Consider the following 20,372-nt stretch of genomic DNA (forward strand, 5'->3'; position numbering starts at 1 on the left):
TATGACATTAATAGGAATGCTTCATCATCGTAAAGACCCGAAAACTGTCATTAAATCATATGCGTATGCGGCGGTGGCTAAGGCGGAAGGGGCACGTTTTTTTTATTTTTCACCAAAAACCGTGAACTTTACCAATAATTCTATAAGAGGACAAGTATATGAGAATGGAAAATGGGTGGAACGCATAATGCCATTTCCAGATGTCATCTATAATGCTGGAAGTCCCGAGAAATTAGCGCAGTACAAGGGCATTATCCAAAAATTAAAAGAAAAGATTCCTTTTACTACCCACTCTATAGGGAATAAATGGAATATTAGCGAAAGGTTAAGAGAGGCTGGAGAATTCTCCAATTATTTAATCCCCTCAGAGATTGTAAAGAATACCGAAGAATTTTTTAAATTTATGGATGCATTTAATACTGTCGTATTTAAACCAATCGATGGCAGAAAGGGAAAAGGAATATATTTTATATCTAAAGAGAACGATTATTACCTTGTAAAAAAAGATACAAATACTGATCGTTATTCTAGGCAAAAATTGAATGAATTTATTCAATCGAAGCTTTCAGCGGGTACCTTTATTATTCAACCATATATTCGTTCCATTACTAAATCAGGGCAAGTATACGATTTTAGGCTCCATGTCCAAAAAAACGGTGAAGGAAAATGGGTTATTACTACGATTTATCCACGTGTTGCACCTATGGGATCTATTATTCCAAATATTAATAACGGTGGATTTACCAATTACTTAGATCCGTTTTTACAACAAGAATTTAAAGATGACGCCTATAATATTAGAAGAACACTGGAGCATTTTTCGTTATCCTTAGCCAATCATTTAGATGAGCTTCAAATGATAAAATATGGGGAAGTCATTGATGAAATTGGAGTGGATGTAGGCTTAGATGAGAATTTAAAATTATGGATATATGAAGTTAATTGGAGACCGGGTTGTCCTCCTGCCTTTTATTTAGAGATGGATGTTGTCATTAATGGAATCAGATATGCAATGTATTTAGCAAAAAATAATAAGCAAATAAAGGAAAGAATTAAAGAATTGAAGTTACAAAGTATTAGAGACAAAAACAAGAAAAGAGATCTACCGATTATCGCTGTTACCGGTAGTGCTGGAAAGACGACAACAAAAGCCTTTCTTTCCTCCATCCTTTCAAAAAAGTGGAACACATTCTCATCCAAAGACTATTGGAATACAACGGAGCATACCAAAAAACATGCTTTAGAAATTAATGACTCACATGAAGCGGTTGTTTTAGAATATGGAATGGCATATCCTGGGGTTATTACAGAACATTGCAGTATAATAAAGCCAAATATAAGTATTGTGACAAATGTTGGCCTTGCCCATGTTGGGAATTTCGATGGTGACGTAAGGAAAGTGGCTAAGGCAAAATCTGAATTAATTCATGGCATGGATCAAAAAGGAGTTCTATTTATTAACTTGGACGATCCAAACTCCAAATATTTAGAAACGGATCGTTTTAAAGGCAGAATCATTACAACTGGTATAAAGTCGTCTCCTGCAGATTATCGTGCTTACGATGTTAAATATACCGATAATGGTATGGAATTTAAGATGAAGTTACAAGGTCAAGAAATTGATTTGTTTATCCCTATATTTGGAGAACATCATGTCTATAATGCAATTAATGCCATTGCAGTTGCTGATTATTTAGGGCTTTCACCAATGGAAATAAAATTAGGTTTACTCTTTAGAAAACCGCCGAGAAGATTAACAATTTATCGTTGTAAAGATAATATTACCGTCATAGATGATACTGTTCACTCCCATCCCCAAGGAGTAAAAGCGGCTATTGATGTTCTATGCAATATTGGAAACAAACGTAAAGTAGCCATTATCGGACAGATGAGGGAGTTGGGAGACCTTAGAGATGATGAATATCGTAAACTAGGAAATTACATTTGTGAAAAGGATATTGATATATTAATCACCTATGGGTATAAGACGGAGGAAATCGGTAAGCAGGCGGAGAGAAAAGGGTTTCCAAAGCAAAATATCTATCATTTTACCGACAAAGAAGCGCTTCATGAACTTTTATTAAAGATTATTAAAAGGGGAGACACCATTTTAGTCAAAGGAGCAAGTAAAACCAATATGTTTGATACTGTAAAATTTTTAGATCAGACATTTGGCTAATTCAATAAGATTTTTGATTCAAAAATAATACAGAAAATAAAAAAACAACGTCAGCATATTAATCTGGCGTTGTTTTAGTTTTCGAAGAATTTAAATGAAAGGTTATTTTATTCGCAGCACTTTTGGCAAGCTTTTTTGCTTCCGCCATGCTTTCCGCGGCTGCAATCACATAAGCATAACGGTGTCCCATCGATAAAGGCGGGGTTAATACAGTTCCTTTTTTCGGTTTTACATACACTTCTACAACACCGGGAGATTTTAGTGCTTTATTTTTTCCAGTAATTTTTTCTAAAGTGCCTTTATTAGAAACAATTACATATTGAGTAAATACATAATTTGAACATTTTTTTACTAAAGAAGGAGTTTTTCCTAAGTAAAGTTTAAGTGTTTCTTCTACTAAATTAAAACCAAAAGCTGCTTGAAGCATACTATTCATTGCTCCACCTGAAATTCTTGGGTTGATTTCAATCAGTTTCCAGCCGTTGTTGGTGCGTCTTAATTCTAAATGTAAGGCACCGTCTTTTATATCTAATTGTAAAACTACAGATTTTAATACATCTTCGATTTCTTTTTTTATTTCTGTTGGAGCTTTTGCCAATACCCCATATCCTGTAATGATAAATCTTTCACCCTTTGTAATTTCTTGTTCCATAATACCTGCAATGTGTATTTTGCTTTTGTACACTAATGCTTCTACTAAATACTGATCTCCTTCTATATATTCTTCTATAATAATCATTTCATCTGGATTCTTTTCCTGAAGATCTGCTAATTGTTTTTCTAATTGTCTACTATCACTTGCAAACAGTACATCTTTTGATCCTGTTGATTTTGGAAATTTAACCATAACAGGAAAAGCGAAGTCCATTGTTTCTAAAGAAAATGGTTCATTAGGGTTAATGATTAGAAATTTTGGTGTGTAAGGCTGATCTTTTAGAAATAAACGAGTTTCTAACTTGTCTTCCATTATCTTATTGGCCGTAGGAGAGGAGTAATTATGGCAATATTCCTCGCAAAGAATGGATGCTATATAGACATATGAATCAATGAAACTAACAATGGTTTTAATATCTTTTCCTCTCAAAAGTAGTTTATTTATTTCTTCCTTCATTTTTGTAAGGTCATTCATATCGACATAAATCATTTCATGGACTTCCGTGTATTCTTTTCTTTGTTTTATTTGCTTTTTGTTTTGTGTAAAAACTACCGTAAAATAACCTAAACGTTCTGCCGTTTTCAGTGCTTCTCTACTCGAACCAGACTTATTTGTACCTATAAAGATAATTGTTTTCACATACTCCACTCCTCAAATTACGCTTCTTGTAAACAACCAGCTATATATATTTATGAAAATAACCTCTTTTTGCTTGGTTATTTATCCTATATAGGTACTGTTTATAGAAATATAAAAAGTGCTTAGTTACCATTTGCGATTTCAAATAATGAATATGTCTTTAGGGTTTTCGTACAAGCAAAAGGAATTAGGATACATATTTTTAACTATAGAAAGGAGTGAAGATGAATTAATGAGACCCCTCTCCGTTCGGAATATTAGGACTATTATAGATGGAATATTAGTCCATGGTTCTGACGATATCATTGTTGAAAATGGTGCTTACTATTTAAAACAAATAAAGAAGCCAAATACCTTATTTTTTTCTAAGTCAACCATTGCAAATTGGGATGAATTAATTAAATATTCTCCTCTTGTTCTTGTAACATGTAATCAGCTTAATCTAAATGTAAAGTTAGAAGATGTTACGATTATTAAAGTAAAAGATACGTATGAAGCATATTGGAAATTCGTGGATGAATATCGCAGTATGTTTAAGATTCCAGTTGTTGCTATTACTGGGACATCAGGAAAGACGACCACAAAAGAAATGGTTAGTCACATTCTATCTTCAGAGAAAACTATCACATCTACAGATAGAAGTAATAATTCTCGTACTGCTCATTTACAATACCTCCTTAATATTGATGATGATACAGAAGCAGCAGTATTTGAAGCTGCTGTTGGTGCTCCCGGAGATGTGTTGAGGGCTGGAACATATTTCAAACCAACAATAGGAATCATTACGAACATTGGATCCCATCATTTGAATTATTGCAGAACACAAGAAGCATATATTAATGCAAAAGGAGAAATGGCAAAAATACTTGATGAATCCGGTGTATTGATTTTGAATTCAGATGATAAAAATAGTAAAAAAATTAATTTACAACATTTTCGTGGAAGGGTTATAACATTCGGAAAAAGACAATCTAGTAATTTTAGAGCTACCAATATTAAATACTGTAATGACGGTATGCGATTTAATGTCCGATATAACAACGAAATTTATCCAGTATATATACCAGTTCTTGGAGAACATCAAGTATATAATGCATTAGCTGCACTTGCAGCTGTTAATGAAATGGGCTACGATCTTTCCCGTGCTGCCGGACGATTAAAAACATTTCAAAATTTAAACAAACATATTCAGCTATTGAAAGGGCTGAATGGAAGTATCCTTCTTGATGACACATGGAGTATTACTACCACTTCGCTGGAAGCAGCTTTAAAAGTGTTAAATGAAGTAGGAAAAAATAAAAAGAGAGTGGCAATACTAGGGACAATCACTGATTTGGGGTCCTGGGGATATGTTATACATGAGCAAGCAGGAGAGATTATTAGCAAACAAGGGGTAGATGTTCTTATTACAGTTGGAATGCATGCACGTATTATGGCTGACCGCGCAGTGAAAAGTGGCTTGATATCTGAAGTGTATTCCTTTAACAATAACATTCTTGTTTATGATCTTTTAAAAAAAATAGTGGATGAAAATACAGTTGTCCTAATTAAAGGTGATATGTATAGTAAACCAATTTTCGAATTAGCTGCTAAATTGCGGATGAAGGACTAGGATGCATTACTATTCTTTATTCCAAGCTTTATAAAAATGTAATTTAGCATAAGACAAACATCGTGTCGATTTTTTGAACTATCAATATATTAAAGTATCTTAAAAGAAAGGGGGGATTATGAATGGGTGTAATTTGTCCTTGTGGAGTCGAAGTAAATGCAGTATCAATGAATAATAATGTGAAATTTGTAGGACAAACTGGTACTGTAAGAGGTGACTTGACATATCTTGCGGATGTTTGTGTCACTTCGCTTGCTACTTCTACACTTTCTTTAACTTTCGTTGACACGGAAACTCCAGGCGCTAACAACTTCACCTTTACTGCCAATGCTATTACTTCTGTAACGTGTAAACAGGAGGGGCAGAACTGTGTCGTTACGGTAACAGGTACTGGACTAGTTAACGGTGTACAATTCCCGTTTACGGCAGTATTTAGAGATCAGGTTGCTACCGCAGCAAATGATAATGTTCAAAGCTTTGTCATTACAGGCTTCTTTAATCAAAATGGTGCTGCACCTGTACCTCAGGGCTCTATTGTTGCATTAGGCTGTCAGGAATTGTAGTAGGTTTTAACTCTCGGCATAAGTTGCCGGGAGCTTTTTTTATAAATACTGAGTAAGATAAAGGATTAAAGATATCAGGTAAAGGAGGACGAGATAATTGAACATAAGCAGGGGGCGAATTGGACAATTTAAAATTTTACAAACGGAGTCATCATTATCTAAGCATTTAGTGGATACAGAACTTTTTACGGAAGCTTCATTATTTTCCTTTCTAGAAAAATATAAATCTATCATAATTAAACCTGCTTTTGGCCCAGGTGATATTAAAGTTTTCTTAGAGAATAACAAATATAAGGTAGTATCTAATAACAAAGAAAAAATACTGGAGGATAAAAAAATTCTTTATCGATATCTCGTTGAAAACGAGATAAAACAGAAATATCATATTATCACCCAGGGAAAGCAGACCTCCCCTTTTTTTCAGAATGCTTTTCAATATTATGTTACGGTCCATAGAGATACATCTACGAAAAAGTGGTTTATTACTTCAAAAACAGAAAAAATTCGTTCTGTATTTGGGAAGTTTTTCTACATGTGTTTTTTAAAAAAGATAGAAGCCTTGTCCCTCCTGGCCGCATCAAAACTGGGAGAATACTTTCCAAGATGCAATACGCTTGTAATAGATATTATGTATGATCTTAAAGGGGCTATTTGGATACAAGATACTTATCTTCATTTACCAAATAGTAAATGGAGTCAACACCATACATTAACGAATAATCCTTTTCTCCATTCCTATGTCCCCGACACAGATTTACTTACAAAATTCACCTTCCAGCATTTTCTCCATAAATATAATGACATAATTATCAAACCATGCATTGGACAAAACGGAATTGGAATTGTCCAAATTTCCACAAACGATTTTATTTATGAAATTCATTCCGGAAACAGAAAAATTATAAAATCGACACTTGAAGAAACATTTCAGTATATTGAAGAAAAATTTCTTTATAAAAAGAACTATATTGTTCAACAAAAATTATCATTAGCATCTATAAATGGGTGTCCCATAGATGTAAGAGTCATTGCACAAAAAGTTGATTCGAATTGGACAATAACTGGAAAAGTCACTAAAGTAGCAGGGAAGGATTTCTTTGTTACAAATGCAGCTCAAAAACTATTGCCACTGGAGGATGCAATTTGTAACTCCAATATTCCATCTATTAATATGAATACACTTCAAGAAAGAATAGACGATGTATGTTTGATTGCAGCCAAACAACTGGAACAAAATAACACAAATATTAAGATTATTGGGTTTGACATCGGTATTACACAGCAAGGAAATCTGTCGATTATTGAAGGAAATTATACTCCAGACCTCTCTATGTTTTATCAACTTCATAATAAGGATATTTATTGGAGAATTTTAAATAACATTAGAAAAGGGAGATAATTCCTTATTAATAACAATGAATGCAAATAAAAGTAGAAAAACCACAAACTTTGTTCATTTTTGTAACAAAGCTTGTGGTTTTGCATTTTATTGCAAGTAAATAGTTCATAGTATTTCCTCGTATTTCCACCATTATTTTGATTGTTCATTACGATTCACTTTAGGGAAGCCAGCTAAATATTTGGCATAAAATATACTCGCATCCCTAATTTTTGTAACCGTATCATCATCGCCAATTAAAGAAAACATATTATTGTTTGGGGAAATATGATTAACTTCAATCAACCAAATATGATGATTTTTATCTAACGCGATATCGATTCCAAAATTACATATTGTTTCATATTTATCAATTTCCTTTGCAACGCTAATGGCAACCTCTGACATTTTTTTACGGGTGTTTACTACTTCAGGTTCGGATAGTTGAAAAGCAGTTGAAAGCAATGAAATTGCAGGTTCTACCTTTCCGCCGCTGGAAAGGTTACTAACAACACTCTCTTCAACCCCTTTTTTGCCCACCATGCCCACATCCTGCCATTGTCCACTCTGATCTTTTATAAGAACAATTCGGAAATCAATGAGATGATTTTTTTCTATTTCTATATTTAACCCTTCTTGTATGATGTACTTTTTACTTATAAACTTAGTTTCTACATAATTAAGTAAATCCTTTTCAGAAAAGAATTCTATGGCTAAGTTTTCGGTATTTTTACGAAATTTAACGCAAAACTTATTAGGTTCTACGATGAATTTTTCAACCCCTCTTCCTTTTAAACCTGATAAAGGTTTTACATATACTGTCTGAAATTTTTTAAGATATTTTAAAATATCAAGAGGCTCTTCATAAAGAAAGGTCTTGGGTAGATGTGGAAGTATATCCTCGTTTAAACTAAGCAGATTATGCATTTTCCATTTATTAATGTAGGCTGAGTTAAAAAAACGGGACCCGTAAAGACTTTTTAAATATCTTTGTCTTTTTGTAGACAAAATCATTTGTTTTTTTACTACTACTGCCGGAAATGGGATTATGCCATTTTCCCATTTTTGCGAAGTTGGATTGTATATATAGCCAGTAATCATGTTGGTTTTTTGATCTATCCCTTCCCACGCAAACAGTACAATAACCCCTTTGACAAACGGATATTGTTTTATTATGCGAGTATGATAAATTATTTTCTCTTTAAGTTCAGCCTGAGTTTCGGCAACTAACAAACCTATAAACGGTCCTATAATCATACCGTCATTTTGAACAGATATTTCATAATCAACACCTAAAGGGAGTTGAAGCTTATCCATAATAGTTGTTGATAAACCTATTTCATTCTCTTTTAACGTGTTTAATATTTTACATGTAGCCTCCATTTTTTGAAGTCCAAAGTGAATTATGGTTGTTTGATTGGTTTGGTCATTTAATTTATTTTGGTTAGGATGAAAAAATAAACATTGATTCAAATTATATATTGGTACTGCCTTAAAAATTTTGCCCAAGTGATAGTCCTCCCACCATAATTGTAATCATATATAAATGCATTGTATGTTTATCTAGATGGAATGGCCTGATTGATTTACTCCCCTAATCTAAATTCTTTTTAAAGGAAAACTCACGGTATTTTAATATGCTGCAAATATACTAAATTTGAAATCATGACTTTTTCTATTATACATACCCTCCTCTTACCCACAATATAGATTGATCTCTTGCATAAAATACATAAATCTATGCTAAAGAGGTGTTTTTTTTGTGGCCAATCAACTAGGGAAATGGGAGCAGATGGAATTATTGAAAATGAACGAATTAACGATGAAACATATTCCTGAAACGAATATTTATAGTCTGGAAAACTTATTGGAATTTACCAATCGCTATAAGTATGTTTATGTCAAACACAACAGCTCTGGACAAGGAAGAGGCATTTTTAAAGTCTTCAAACAAGATGGGCTCATTTGTTATAATGGCTTTTCTATACAGGCTGAACCTATCAATAACTGTGTGACGGAAAAAAGAATTAAGGAATTTCATCAAACCCTCCATCCATTTGAGAAATTAGGTAGATTAGGAAATTATATCGTTCAAGAGGGTATTCAAAGCTTTTCTTCAAGTGGGCTGCCCTTTTGTCTTCGTGTTCATGTTCAGAAACTAGAAGGAAAATGGATTATTGGTGGAATGAATGCAAAGATTGGAACCCCGGCAACAATAGATAGCGGAATTCTTAATTACCATCGGGGTTCTCAAGTAATAACCGTTGAAGAATTGTTGACGTTGCATTTGAAAATGGATCAAGCCAAGAAAAAAGAAGTAATGGATTGTTTAGCTAAAGTTGCTTTATCCGCTGCAGAGGTTATTTCCTCCCATTTTCCTTGCAGGGAATACGGCATTGATTTTGGGTTAGATCCTAATGGCAAACCCGTATTATTTGAAATAAATACTACTCCAGGTATTAACGGATTTGCTCAGATTGAGAATAAAGCAATATGGAAGAGAATTATTGAAATTAGAAAGTTACAAAATAAGGAATTCAACATTAGAAATGATTAATTATATTTCTAGAAATTTTATAAGACTACCTATAGGTTAGCGCATATTCGTTTCATCACCTATACCATTAGAACTTGCTTTTCATAATATATCTAGAAGAAAGGAGGAACTTTATTGCAGCCTATACCGGTTAATGAAATTAGAAGGTTACTTCATGGTGACTTAATTAGGGGTTCAGAACATTGGAAGGTCAGAAACGCTATTTATTATAATCGGCAAGATCTCACAATGCAAAATACATTAATGTTTGTCAGCAGAAGTAATGTGGTAAACTGGAATGAAATTGATAAAATGGGTCCGTCCCTTGTTGTTACTGATTTACCCCATGAAGAACTAAAAAAAGCACTTTCTAATACTACTGTCATTAAAGTTAGAAGCTTAGTTCAAGCATATTGGAAATTTATAGATTACTACCGTGGTCTTTTTAATATACCCGTCGTGACTATTACAGGTACATGTGGAAAAACTACAACAAAAGACATGATCAAACATGTCCTTAATAGGGATTATAATGTACATGCTTCGGAAAGCAGTAAAAATGAACCGAGAAGGTCCTTTCCATATTTAATGGGAATTGATAAAAATACAGATGCAGCAGTATTTGAACATGGATTGGGGAATTCGGGTAATATTAAACATCAGTGTATGATTTATCAACCGACAATAGGTATTATAACCAATATTGGTGTTCATCATTTAGATGGTTGTGGAAATCTAGAAGGTTACATTAAGGCGAAATCAGAGATCGTTGAAGGAATTAAAAAAGGTGGCACATTAATATTAAATGCCGATGATGAAAATACGAAAAAAGTGAAGTTAGATTCGTTTCAAGGAAAAATTCTCTATTTTGGCAAGGATAAAAAGTCAGACTTTAGAGCTTCCAATATTACTTATGCAAAAGGTGGTATGGATTTTACTCTCCATTATTCGAATAAAACTTATCAAGTTTTTGTACCTGGTTATGGAGAACACCAAGTGTCTAATGCACTTGCTGCACTTGCAGCAGTAACGGAAATAGGCATGACGATGGAGGATGCAATTTCTCGTTTAGCAACTTATCATAATATGATGCGACATTTGGAATTTTCTATTGGAAAAGGTGGAAGTACTATTATTGACGATACTTGGACAAATAATCCGACTAGTGTGGAGGCAGCATTAAAAGTTATTGATTCCATCGGAAAAGATAAGAAAGTCATTCTTGTTTTGGGTGATATTAATAGATTGGGAAATTTCGAAAAGAAGTATCATCGTGAAATTGGAAGCATGGTTGCCAAGAGAAATATTCATACTCTAATTACCATTGGAAAAAAGGCGGAGGAAATCGCAAACCAAGCGATAGAAGATGGTACAAAGGCGAAAGTTTATAAATTTTATAATGTCAATGGAGTTAGAGAAGTTGTAGATCCTATTCTCGATTCTGGTTCTCTTTTGCTGATCAAAGGTCCTATGTCCAGTCGTTCCATGATTGATTTTGCTAACGAATTAAAGAAGAATGAATAACAATCTTAATGAATAAATAAAAGAACAAGGTAGAACCTAATGGTCCCACCTTGTTCTTTCATTAATATAGTAATGGAATACATGGAATACATTCTTACATTAAAGTAATATTACTTTGTTTTTAAGGGAAGTTTTAAAATACACGTTTTGCTGTTAAATAATGCTGAGTGTAAAAATCAACAAACATGACTCTTGATGTAACACCTGTTGAGCTTGGAATTATGAGTCTAGAGTCACCTGCGTAAATGGCAAATGTGGATGGTGTAGATGAACCTGATACACTGTTAAAAAAGACTAAGTCCCCTTTTTTTAAGCTTGATTTTGAAACAGTAGTTCCATTTTTCATTAAGTCTTTTACAGAAGTAGTTTTTAGGGTAACACCATATTTTTTATAAATATAATTGACTAATCCTAAACTCGTGAATTTTAAAGATTTTTCATCATTGATATTTCCCATAGTAACTTTATCTTTTAAATTGTATGCAAGTTGAACAATGTTGTCGCCTTTAGTAGCAGGATTCGATGGCAGCAAGGTTGGTAAGACTCTTCTTGCTGAATAATAGCTGTCCGTATAGTAAGGTTTGCTGCTCATGTCTGATATAACGATATTTTGTTGGGGATCGGCCATATGGATAATTTTATTATTACCAATATACATTCCTACGTGATCTGGATCTGTACCAGTTTTTTTACTCTTAAAGAAGACTAAGTCGCCTTTTTGTAATTGACTTCTTGGTACATACGTTCCTTGTTTAACCATATAGTCTTCGTTATAAGTAGCCAAATCAACGCCGTTTTTTTCAAAAATATACATCATGAAAGATGCACATGAGAATTTATAAGGGTAAGTTGGTTTATATACTGTGTTACTGTAAGTCGCTTTTCCAATCAAACCTTTAGCAGTCTGTATTAATTGATCTGCTTTTGCTTGGACAGCTTGATTATTATTTTGTGTACTAACTGTAGCAGCTGAAACCTTCGTTTCTTTTTGAACAGGAACAGCTATTGAACCTAGACCTAGTGTAACCGCTAGAGCTGTAATTGCGAGATGTTTTTTCATTAGCGTAACCTCCAAAAGTCTGATTGATGAGTCGACTTGATTTTAACATAGCGAAGTTTGGAGTTTTAACTGGCAATTATTTCTGCGATCTTTATGGATTCCTGCACGCCTTGTCCCATATGGTGTAACAGCTACATTTACAGATTAATTACATTACTACAAAACCATAACAAGAAAAAAAGAGATGGCTTTTCGCCATCTCTTTCTACTATGAACGGAAATATTAATCTAGCTAATTTTCCCTCCATCACCAAGCCTAATTATTTTATTGTTTCTATATTGATTTGTGACATTTCTTGTATCAAATATTAATGATGCATTTTCGATAATCTTATTCAATGGGATGGAAGTATGGTCTGTCAAGATTAGGACGATGTCCGAATCTTTTAAATTGTTTGCTGTCAATGGTTTGCTTGTATATACCTCTTCGCCAATTTTTATGGAAGGAACAAATGGGTCATGATACTGTACATTTGCCCCTTTTATTCGGAGTTTTTCGATTATCAGGAGGGAAGGAGAGTCTCGGGTATCCGCTACATCTTTTTTGTATGTTATACCATACACTAGGATATTGGGTGATTTAGTTGGACTATAAGTTTTTAATAGTTCTTCTGTGCGTGTAACAATATAGTCTATCATTTTTCTGTTTGTAGAATCTGAAAGGGTAATGAACTCACTGCTTGTTTTTATTTGCTCTAATTTCCATTGAAGATAAAGCGGATCTACTGGAATACAATGGCCGCCTATTCCAGGACCTGGATAATATGGAGTAAATCCATATGGCTTTGTAGCTGCTGCTTCAATTACTTCCCAAATATTCGTATTTAAATGATCACTAAGAATGGCCATTTCATTAATAAAAGAAATATTAATAAAGCGGAATGTATTTTCTAACAATTTAGTGAGTTCTGCGGCTTCAGTCGAAGAAACAGGAACTACCGTATGATAAATATTTTGATAAAGTGAGATAACCTTATTTTTACAATAATCTGTTATTCCACCAACTACTTTGGGTATATCATCTATTTCATATTTATCATTGCCCGGATCTATTCTTTCTGGTGAGTTTGCCAAGAAGAAATCCGCTCCCACTTTTAATCCGCTTTTTTCAAGAATTGGCAGCAATACTTCCTTTGTCGTACCCGGAAATGTCGAACTTTCTAAGATAACTAATTGCCCTTTTTGGAGTCTCTTTTGAATTTCCTCTCCAGCACTTATAACATAACGTAAATCCGGTTCATGCTGTTCCGTCAGTGGAGTCGGTACACAAATAATAATGGTATCAACCCCTGTCATCACGTCAAAATCAGAAGTTGCCTTGTAACGATGGCTCCTATTTGCTTTTTTTAGTCTATTGTCGTCTATATCCCCGATATAGCTCTTCGAATTATTTAAGCTTGCAATTTTCTCCCTATCTAAATCAATCCCTATAACATGGAAGCCTTTTTCTACAAGCATGATAGATAATGGAAGCCCTACAAATCCTTGACCAATTACAGCGATTTTATTATTCATTTTCATCTATCACCTCTTCTCTAACTTAATTCTATTTAACCTATTCCATAGATGATGGATTGGGATAGACAGACAACATCTGAGTTAGAAAAAAGGCAAATGTATTGATACAAGTATCCTAGTAATCTACACATTCTTTACTTAAGAACAGGCTTTTTAATTAGAAGAATCTAATTTAAAAAACTTAACCACTCCTAACCCAATTTTGTTTGATAAGGGAAAAAGCTTAAAAACGTGGTTATTGCCGTGTCTTGTTTTAAAGAAAACTCATAAATTATGTAGACATATAAACTTTTAGCGGAATGAAATATTTATTCGGACATAATCGGATTTTAAGGATGAAATTTAGGAGAAATAGGGAGATGTATTATGATTAACCTTGTAGATTTACAGCGTCAATTTCACTTTATGAAGGATGAAATCTTATTGGAGTTAGAAAAGGTCATTGACAGTGGGAATTATATATTAGGATCAAAGGTTGAGGAATTGGAGAAAAAAATTTCTGAAAAATTAAATGTATCTGATGCGATTACGGTTGCCAATGGTACTGATGCACTAGTCCTTACTTTAGAAGGACTTGGGATTGAAAAAGGGGACGAAGTAATTACTACACCTTTTTCTTTTTTTGCAACTGCAGAAGCAGTATCCAGAGTTGGAGCTACCCCCGTATTCGCTGATGTAGATCCGGTCACCTTCAATATTAATCCAATGGAAATTGAAAAAAGAATTACTCCGGCGACGAAGGCAATTATTCCTGTTCATTTATTTGGACAGCCGGCAGATATGGAAGAAATTAATGGAATTGCAAAAAAACACAATCTTGTCGTTATTGAAGATGCTTGTCAAGCTTTTGGCTCCACTTATCAAGGAAAACCTATTGGAAGTCTCGGAGATGCCGCTTGTTTTTCATTCTTTCCAACTAAAAATCTTGGTACATTGGGGGATGGTGGGGCTATAACAACATCCAATAGGAAACTTGCTGAGACGTTAAGAAAACTCCGCACCCATGGAACTACAAAGAAATATCATCATGACAAAATTGGATACAATAGTAGACTCGATGAAATACATGCAGCAATCCTACTAGTGAACTTGAATGAAATTGATGGCTGGAATTCAAAACGTAGGGAATGGGCAGAAAGATATAGGAAATATCTTTCTAATGTTAGTCATTTGGATTTACCTATGGAAGCAAATGATCGGACCCATATTTATCACTTGTTTTGTATTGGATCTGATAAGAGAGAGAAGATGATGGACGCTCTTAAAGCAGCAGATATTCAATCAGGTATATATTATCCACTTTGTCTTCATCTTCAGGAAGTATATAAGCACCTCAATTACAGCGTAGGAGATTTTCCAGTTGCAGAATCCCTACAAAATCGACTATTTGCCATACCAATGCATCCTTTTTTAACAGAAGCTGAGCAGGATTATATCATTTCCATACTTCTTCAGAGCGGAGGGAATTAATTGTCTATCCGATTTGGTTTAATTGGTTGCGGTTATATTTCAAGAAGTCATTTGGATGCACTTGTAAGGTGTAAACGAGCGGAATTAGCTGCTGTTAGCGATATTCAAACAATCAGAATGGAGGAAGCAGTTCATTATTATCATTCACAATTAGGGGCAGAAAGACAGGTTAAGCATTATGGAAATTATGAGGAAATGTTGGGGGATTCTGAGATAGATACCATCATCATAGCCACAATATCAAGTCTTCATTATGATATTTGCAAAAAGGCATTGCTTGCCGACAAGCATGTCATATTGGAAAAACCGATGGCGTTATCAGTTGGGGAAGCCGATCATTTAATACAGCTTTCCAAACAGCAAAATAAGAAATTGATGATATGTCACCAGCTTCGATTTCGCCCATTAATGCAAAAAATGAAAGACATCATCGCAGAAGGGAAAATCGGCAAGCCCTATTTAGGAGTAGCTTCGATTCGAATTAACCGTACACCGGATTACTATAAAACTGCTGCATGGAGGGGGAGTTGGGAGACAGATGGCGGCATGTTGGTTAACCAAGGGATTCATTTGGTGGATCTTCTGCAATGGTTTTTAGGTGATGCTAAGACTGTATATGGGGAGTTAAGTTGTCAAAGGGAAGAGAAGGAAACAGAAGATGTAGCATTAGGGATTATACATTTTCATAATCAAGCAAAAGGAATAATAGAAGCAAATATTGTCACCAAGCCAAATAATTTAGGGTATTCATTAGCAATTTTTGGGGATAAGGGAACCATTTCTGTGGAAGGTTCTTCCTTAAATAAAATTTCACGTTGGTTTATAGAAAGTGAAGAAACTGATTTTAATGAAGTTAATACTCTTTTAAAAGATAATAACGAGGAAGTTTATATGTATGATAATTTTATAGATGCTTTAAGTGATCATAATAAGAATATCTTAGTTGATGGAATAGAGGGAAAAAAAGCTTTGGAAATCATTTTTGGTATTTACCAATCCTCTTTATCCCAAAGTCCTGTTAAGCTACCTATTAAATCTTTTGCCACTGTTGAAATGAAAAATAAGGAGGGAAGAAGAAAATGAAATTTGGAAATGTATTAGTAACGGGCGGTGCAGGGTTTTTAGGTTCACAACTGGTAAAAAGGCTATTACCGATTAGCAAACACATTTATATAATTGATAATCTTTCTACAGGAAATAAAAAAGCGATACCATCGTCTGATAAGATAACTTTGTATGAAGATAGTATAACGAATGGAGATATTCTAGAAGAAGTTCTACCAAAAGTTGAATATATTTTTCATTTTGCATGTAAAAACCTAGTACTATCCGTAGAAAGCATGGATGATGATTTTAATACGAATTTGTATGGAGGATATTTGCTTCTTCAAAAGGCGCAACAATATTGTCCTAAACTAAAGAAATTTATCTACGCTTCTACTACATCTATCTATAGTCAAGCCTCTACTTTACCTACACCAGAATCCTATTACAATATTAAGCTTCCATATGCAGCAAGTAAATTTTCGATGGAGCACTATTGCCATGTGTATTCCGAAATGTATCAAATGCCAATTACCATTCTGCGATTTTCCAATGTATATGGACCTGGCCAGCTTTCCTCCAATCCATATTGCGGTGTAGTAGCGAAGTTCTTTGAAGCAATCGATCGGAATGAACCTATGATTATTTATGGGAATGGAAAACAAACAAGAGATTTTACCTTTGTGGAAGATGCGATGGATGCCGTTATCATTGCAGCTAGTTCTGCAAAATCTATTAATCAAATATATAATGTCGGAACAGGATCAGAAACGAGTGTATTAGACCTTGCTAAAGCAATTCAAAATGTTACCAATCAAGAAAATGCTGCATTACAATTTGAACCAAAACGAAAAGTGGATGTAGTCGAGCGTCGTTGTATACAAGCAGACAAAATTAAAAAAGAGTTGAATTGGCACTGCAGGCATTCTTTAATGGAAGGTCTTGCAAAAACATATACTTGGCTTCATGGTGGGGATTAAAATGAAAATATTTCATGGCACAGTTGAAATTGCTGGACAAATGGGCATTTTAAGCAGTGCATTAAATAAAAAAGGTCATTATTCCATTGGTTATAATACTTTTCATTCTTATCTTGGATATGAAGACTGTTTAATTAATACGGATCAGCCAGGTTTAGAAGAAAGTTTTGAAGAAATTTGTGATACCTTTGATTTGTTCCATTTTCATTATGGCAGCTCTATCTTCAGAGATTTATCTGATTTACCGGAATTAAAAAGACTTGGTAAGAAAATGGTCATGCATCACTGGGGGAACGATGTCAGGTTCCATGACAAAGCTCGGAATCATAATCCATTTGTATATACAGGGGATTCGCCTCCAAACGAAGTAATTCATGAAAAACTGAAGACGATTACCACATTCATTAAAGAAGCTATTGTTCAGGATTATGAGGTATACGATTATGTAAAAGATTATTATGAAAAAGTTCACGTTGTGCCGATTGCTATAGATCTAGTACATTTTCATCCGCATTTTCCAGCCTTCGATAAAAAACGTCCGCTATTATTGCATGCCCCGACTAATCGGGATTTCAAAGGTACGCAACATGTAGAAAAGGCAATAGAAGTCTTAAAAGAGGAATTTGACTTTGAATTTGTGATGATTGAGAAAATGAATCACGAGGAAGCAATCAAGCTTTATAGAGAGGCCGATATTATTGTCGATCAATTTTTATGTGGTTCCTATGGACTCTTAAGTGTTGAAGCAATGGCGCTCGGAAAACCTGTCTTAACGTATATTCGCCCGGATTTAATCAACACCTTTCCTGAAGATTTGCCGATTGTAAATACTAATCCGGACACATTGTACGATAATATAAAACTGCTGCTTCACCATCCTGAGCTGCGGATAGAGCTTGGAAAAAAGGGCAGAAAATATGTTGAAAATGTTCATTCACATGATGTGGTTGTGGAAAAACTACTTAATATATACTCACAATTAAATGATTAGACTTTCATAAAAAAACAGTGCATTAGAAGAATTTCTATGCACTGTTTATTTGTTATTTTACGCAGGAAAAGCTGCTGTTGGATATACTGGTTTGTATGTCTTTTTAATAAAAGAATATAAGGCAATATATTGGTCAGGATGATTTTGATAAATCTCAGCCATTGTTTGATTAGGAAATTGATAAACGAGTAAACTGCTACGCATATAGTCATTGTATATTCCATAGTTTAAATGATCGTATAAATGTCTGTCTTTAAATAATTCCCCTTTGCCAAATACAATTTGCATCCCTAATCGGTAATGATTTGCGAAGACAGTTGAATTGGCTATCCAGGAAAAATCGTGGTCTGTATTTCCATAGAAATTTGGATGGGTGCAAGATGCATCGAACCCAAATTCCTTCCAGTCTGGACAACCACATGAGCCGTATTGCTGTAGCCATAACGATAGATAACCATTACTGTGAATATAAGCATTCACTTTTTTTACCAGCTCTATGTCATTATTACTAATAGAGGTACGCTGCCAAACGAAGCCCCTAAATATAAGTGATTCATGGAGAATCGCGGCCTGATTCCACATTTTTTGAAAACGGGATACCCACCATTTTATTGCTTCTTCCCTGTCATTTTCATTTTTAAAATTAAGATTTCTCCCATTTACGGAACCGAAATGTTCTTGTAAAGAATTCGGATAGGGGAGAGTAATCCAAACATCTGTCTTAAATCCGGATTTTGTATTTCTGGCGAGTGCATCTAAATTATATTTATTTTCAAATAGTCTTAACAAGGCGATTTTCCAGTCCTCTTTGTCTGCCAATTCTCCGAAATTAGCAAACGTAGGATAAATATAATGATCCTCTCTTCCGTTGATTGGGTTAAATATAAATCCTTGAAAAAGTCTATCATAGGTTCTTCCATCAATTAAATATGATTGATAGGGTTTTAAATCTGTTGTGGACCAAAGAGCTTTTCTATTTTTTGTATTTTCACCATAGGGTAGAACACATATATGATTTTGTATGCCCAGCTCCTCAGCGGTTATATATCCGCTTTCCAATTTAATCCCTCCATTTTGTTTAATTCCATATAGTATATGACCATGAACATTTATCTGTATCCGCACACTACTATATTAGTGAAATCAACCAATCCAAATTTTGTGATGTGAATACAATATAGAGGAAGGAGAGATGAATATGAAAATTGCTCACGCTCCAACTGAAATAGCTGGGCAAATGGGAATTTTAACAAAGCAATTAAGAAAAAAAGGCCACAAAGTCGCAGGGTTTAATGGATTTCACACCTTTCTAAATTACAAGAATGATATTCTTAACACAGATGCATTTGAAATATTAAAGGATTTTCAATTTTTAATTGATAATGTGGAAATTTTCCATTTTTATAATACTAATACTTTTTTAACGGATTTTGCAGATATTCCTCTGCTAAAAGCAAAAGGCAAAAAATTAATAATGCACCATTGGGGGAGCGATGTACGTAAACATGAATTGGTAAAGAAACTAAATCCTTATCCTTTACCACCTACTTATTATTCGGATGAAGAAATAGATAGGCAGTTATCTTTCCTTTCCCAATTTATTGATGTAGCCATCGTACAGGATTATGAAGCATATCAATATGTTAAAGACTATTACAAAAAAGTATATATACTCCCGTTAGCATGTAATTTGGAAGATATTGAACCTGCTTATCCATCCGTGACGAATAATGATCCATTGATCATTCACGCTCCTACTAATCGAGCGTTTAAAGGTTCGGAATATGTGGAGAAAGCTATAGAAAAAATAAAAGGGAAAAGTACATTTTCGTTTCGGCTCCTTGAAAAGGTTTCTCATGAACAAGCAATGCAAACATATATGAAATCAGATATTATTATCGATCAGCTTTTATGCGGTTCGTATGGAATGCTTAGTGTTGAGGCGATGGCAATGGGTAAGCCTGTTATTGCCTATATCAGAGAGGATGTAAGGAATCATTTTCCTGTTGACTTACCAATTGTTCAAGCAACTCCAGAAAACATTGATAAAGTTTTACTGGAATTAGTTCAAAACCCTTCTCTACGTAACCAAATCGGTATGGCAAGCAGACAGTATGTGGAGAAATACCATTCTGTTGAAAAGGTTGTAATGGAGCTTATAAAGGTATATGAAGCTTTATAAGGAAGACATTTGACTTCCAGTGATAGGGCTAGATACTTTTA

At 34.1% G+C, this 20,372-nt stretch carries 16 protein-coding genes; 11 read left to right on the forward strand and 5 right to left on the reverse strand.

The window, feature by feature from the left end; translation table 11 throughout:
* Position 1: 1 nt before the first annotated feature.
* Positions 2-2,179, forward strand: a complete 2,178-nt coding sequence (locus KHA87_RS02835; protein ID WP_213092592.1) for a YheC/YheD family protein — start codon at positions 2-4, stop codon at positions 2,177-2,179.
* 58 nt (positions 2,180-2,237) lie between these two features.
* Here the strand turns inward: KHA87_RS02835 and KHA87_RS02840 are convergent, their stop codons facing one another.
* Positions 2,238-3,473: an ATP-grasp domain-containing protein gene (locus KHA87_RS02840; protein WP_213092593.1), complete on the reverse strand. Its 1,236-nt coding sequence runs from the start codon at positions 3,471-3,473 to the stop codon at positions 2,238-2,240.
* 148 nt (positions 3,474-3,621) lie between these two features.
* Here KHA87_RS02840 and KHA87_RS02845 point away from each other — a divergent pair, with 148 nt between their 5' ends.
* From KHA87_RS02845 to KHA87_RS02855, 3 genes are all read left to right on the forward strand, one after another.
* Positions 3,622-5,085, forward strand: a complete 1,464-nt coding sequence (locus KHA87_RS02845) for a Mur ligase family protein (protein ID WP_249310088.1) — start codon at positions 3,622-3,624, stop codon at positions 5,083-5,085.
* A gap of 122 nt (positions 5,086-5,207) precedes the next feature.
* The gene (locus KHA87_RS02850) at positions 5,208-5,648 is read left to right on the forward strand and encodes a hypothetical protein (RefSeq protein WP_213092594.1); all 441 of its coding nucleotides are present in this window, start codon (positions 5,208-5,210) and stop codon (positions 5,646-5,648) included.
* Positions 5,649-5,745: 97 nt separating this feature from the next.
* Positions 5,746-7,047 carry a YheC/YheD family protein gene (locus tag KHA87_RS02855; RefSeq protein ID WP_213092595.1) on the forward strand — a complete coding sequence of 434 codons (1,302 nt, stop codon included), beginning with the start codon at positions 5,746-5,748 and terminating at the stop codon, positions 7,045-7,047.
* A 132-nt stretch (positions 7,048-7,179) separates the two neighbouring features.
* Here KHA87_RS02855 and KHA87_RS02860 read toward each other — a convergent pair whose 3' ends face one another.
* A complete protein-coding gene (locus KHA87_RS02860; protein WP_213092596.1) occupies positions 7,180-8,535 on the reverse strand; it encodes a YheC/YheD family endospore coat-associated protein in 1,356 nt (451 codons plus the stop codon).
* A 253-nt stretch (positions 8,536-8,788) separates the two neighbouring features.
* On the opposite strand from KHA87_RS02860, the gene KHA87_RS02865 reads away from it, so the two are divergent.
* The gene (locus KHA87_RS02865; protein ID WP_213092597.1) at positions 8,789-9,583 is read left to right on the forward strand and encodes a YheC/YheD family protein; all 795 of its coding nucleotides are present in this window, start codon (positions 8,789-8,791) and stop codon (positions 9,581-9,583) included.
* Between the two features lie 114 nt (positions 9,584-9,697).
* Positions 9,698-11,086, forward strand: a complete 1,389-nt coding sequence (locus KHA87_RS02870) for a UDP-N-acetylmuramoyl-tripeptide--D-alanyl-D-alanine ligase (RefSeq protein ID WP_213092598.1) — start codon at positions 9,698-9,700, stop codon at positions 11,084-11,086.
* A 133-nt stretch (positions 11,087-11,219) separates the two neighbouring features.
* Here the strand turns inward: KHA87_RS02870 and KHA87_RS02875 are convergent, their stop codons facing one another.
* The gene (locus KHA87_RS02875; RefSeq protein ID WP_213092599.1) at positions 11,220-12,146 is read right to left on the reverse strand and encodes a C40 family peptidase; all 927 of its coding nucleotides are present in this window, start codon (positions 12,144-12,146) and stop codon (positions 11,220-11,222) included.
* 228 nt (positions 12,147-12,374) lie between these two features.
* A complete protein-coding gene (locus KHA87_RS02880) occupies positions 12,375-13,661 on the reverse strand; it encodes a nucleotide sugar dehydrogenase (RefSeq protein ID WP_213092600.1) in 1,287 nt (428 codons plus the stop codon).
* A gap of 369 nt (positions 13,662-14,030) precedes the next feature.
* Between KHA87_RS02880 and KHA87_RS02885 the strand changes: the two genes are divergently transcribed.
* From KHA87_RS02885 to KHA87_RS02900, 4 genes are read left to right on the forward strand one after another with little or no spacing between them, the layout of a single operon-like run.
* Positions 14,031-15,134: a DegT/DnrJ/EryC1/StrS family aminotransferase gene (locus KHA87_RS02885; protein WP_213092601.1), complete on the forward strand. Its 1,104-nt coding sequence runs from the start codon at positions 14,031-14,033 to the stop codon at positions 15,132-15,134.
* Positions 15,135-16,217 carry a Gfo/Idh/MocA family protein gene (locus KHA87_RS02890; protein ID WP_213092602.1) on the forward strand — a complete coding sequence of 361 codons (1,083 nt, stop codon included), beginning with the start codon at positions 15,135-15,137 and terminating at the stop codon, positions 16,215-16,217.
* The gene (locus KHA87_RS02895) at positions 16,214-17,158 is read left to right on the forward strand and encodes an NAD-dependent epimerase/dehydratase family protein (RefSeq protein ID WP_213092603.1); all 945 of its coding nucleotides are present in this window, start codon (positions 16,214-16,216) and stop codon (positions 17,156-17,158) included. Before KHA87_RS02890 ends, KHA87_RS02895 begins: the two co-directional genes overlap by 4 nt.
* 1 nt (position 17,159) lies before the next feature.
* A complete protein-coding gene (locus KHA87_RS02900) occupies positions 17,160-18,149 on the forward strand; it encodes a glycosyltransferase family 4 protein (protein WP_213092604.1) in 990 nt (329 codons plus the stop codon).
* A gap of 57 nt (positions 18,150-18,206) precedes the next feature.
* Here the strand turns inward: KHA87_RS02900 and KHA87_RS02905 are convergent, their stop codons facing one another.
* Positions 18,207-19,208, reverse strand: a complete 1,002-nt coding sequence (locus KHA87_RS02905; protein WP_213092605.1) for a DUF4855 domain-containing protein — start codon at positions 19,206-19,208, stop codon at positions 18,207-18,209.
* A 139-nt stretch (positions 19,209-19,347) separates the two neighbouring features.
* On the opposite strand from KHA87_RS02905, the gene KHA87_RS02910 reads away from it, so the two are divergent.
* On the forward strand, positions 19,348-20,331 hold the full coding sequence (locus KHA87_RS02910) for a glycosyltransferase family protein (RefSeq protein WP_213092606.1): 984 nt from the start codon (positions 19,348-19,350) through the stop codon (positions 20,329-20,331).
* Positions 20,332-20,372: the final 41 nt, after the last annotated feature.

This window comes from Bacillus sp. FJAT-49736, from assembly GCF_018343615.1.
Classification (GTDB): domain Bacteria; phylum Bacillota; class Bacilli; order Bacillales; family Bacillaceae_C; genus Margalitia.

Bases quoted from the DNA above. Each gene is read 5' to 3' on its own strand.
- KHA87_RS02850 (WP_213092594.1), top strand. From the start codon at position 5,208: ATGGGTGTAATTTGTCCTTGTGGAGTCGAAGTAAATGCAGTATCAATG.
- KHA87_RS02885 (WP_213092601.1), top strand. From the start codon at position 14,031: ATGATTAACCTTGTAGATTTACAGCGTCAATTTCACTTTATGAAGGAT.
- KHA87_RS02900 (WP_213092604.1), top strand. From the start codon at position 17,160: ATGAAAATATTTCATGGCACAGTTGAAATTGCTGGACAAATGGGCATT.
- KHA87_RS02895 (WP_213092603.1), top strand. From the start codon at position 16,214: ATGAAATTTGGAAATGTATTAGTAACGGGCGGTGCAGGGTTTTTAGGT.
- KHA87_RS02835 (WP_213092592.1), top strand. From the start codon at position 2: ATGACATTAATAGGAATGCTTCATCATCGTAAAGACCCGAAAACTGTC.
- KHA87_RS02875 (WP_213092599.1), bottom strand. From the start codon at position 12,146: ATGAAAAAACATCTCGCAATTACAGCTCTAGCGGTTACACTAGGTCTA.
- KHA87_RS02845 (WP_249310088.1), top strand. From the start codon at position 3,622: ATGAATATGTCTTTAGGGTTTTCGTACAAGCAAAAGGAATTAGGATAC.
- KHA87_RS02880 (WP_213092600.1), bottom strand. From the start codon at position 13,661: ATGAATAATAAAATCGCTGTAATTGGTCAAGGATTTGTAGGGCTTCCA.
- KHA87_RS02910 (WP_213092606.1), top strand. From the start codon at position 19,348: ATGAAAATTGCTCACGCTCCAACTGAAATAGCTGGGCAAATGGGAATT.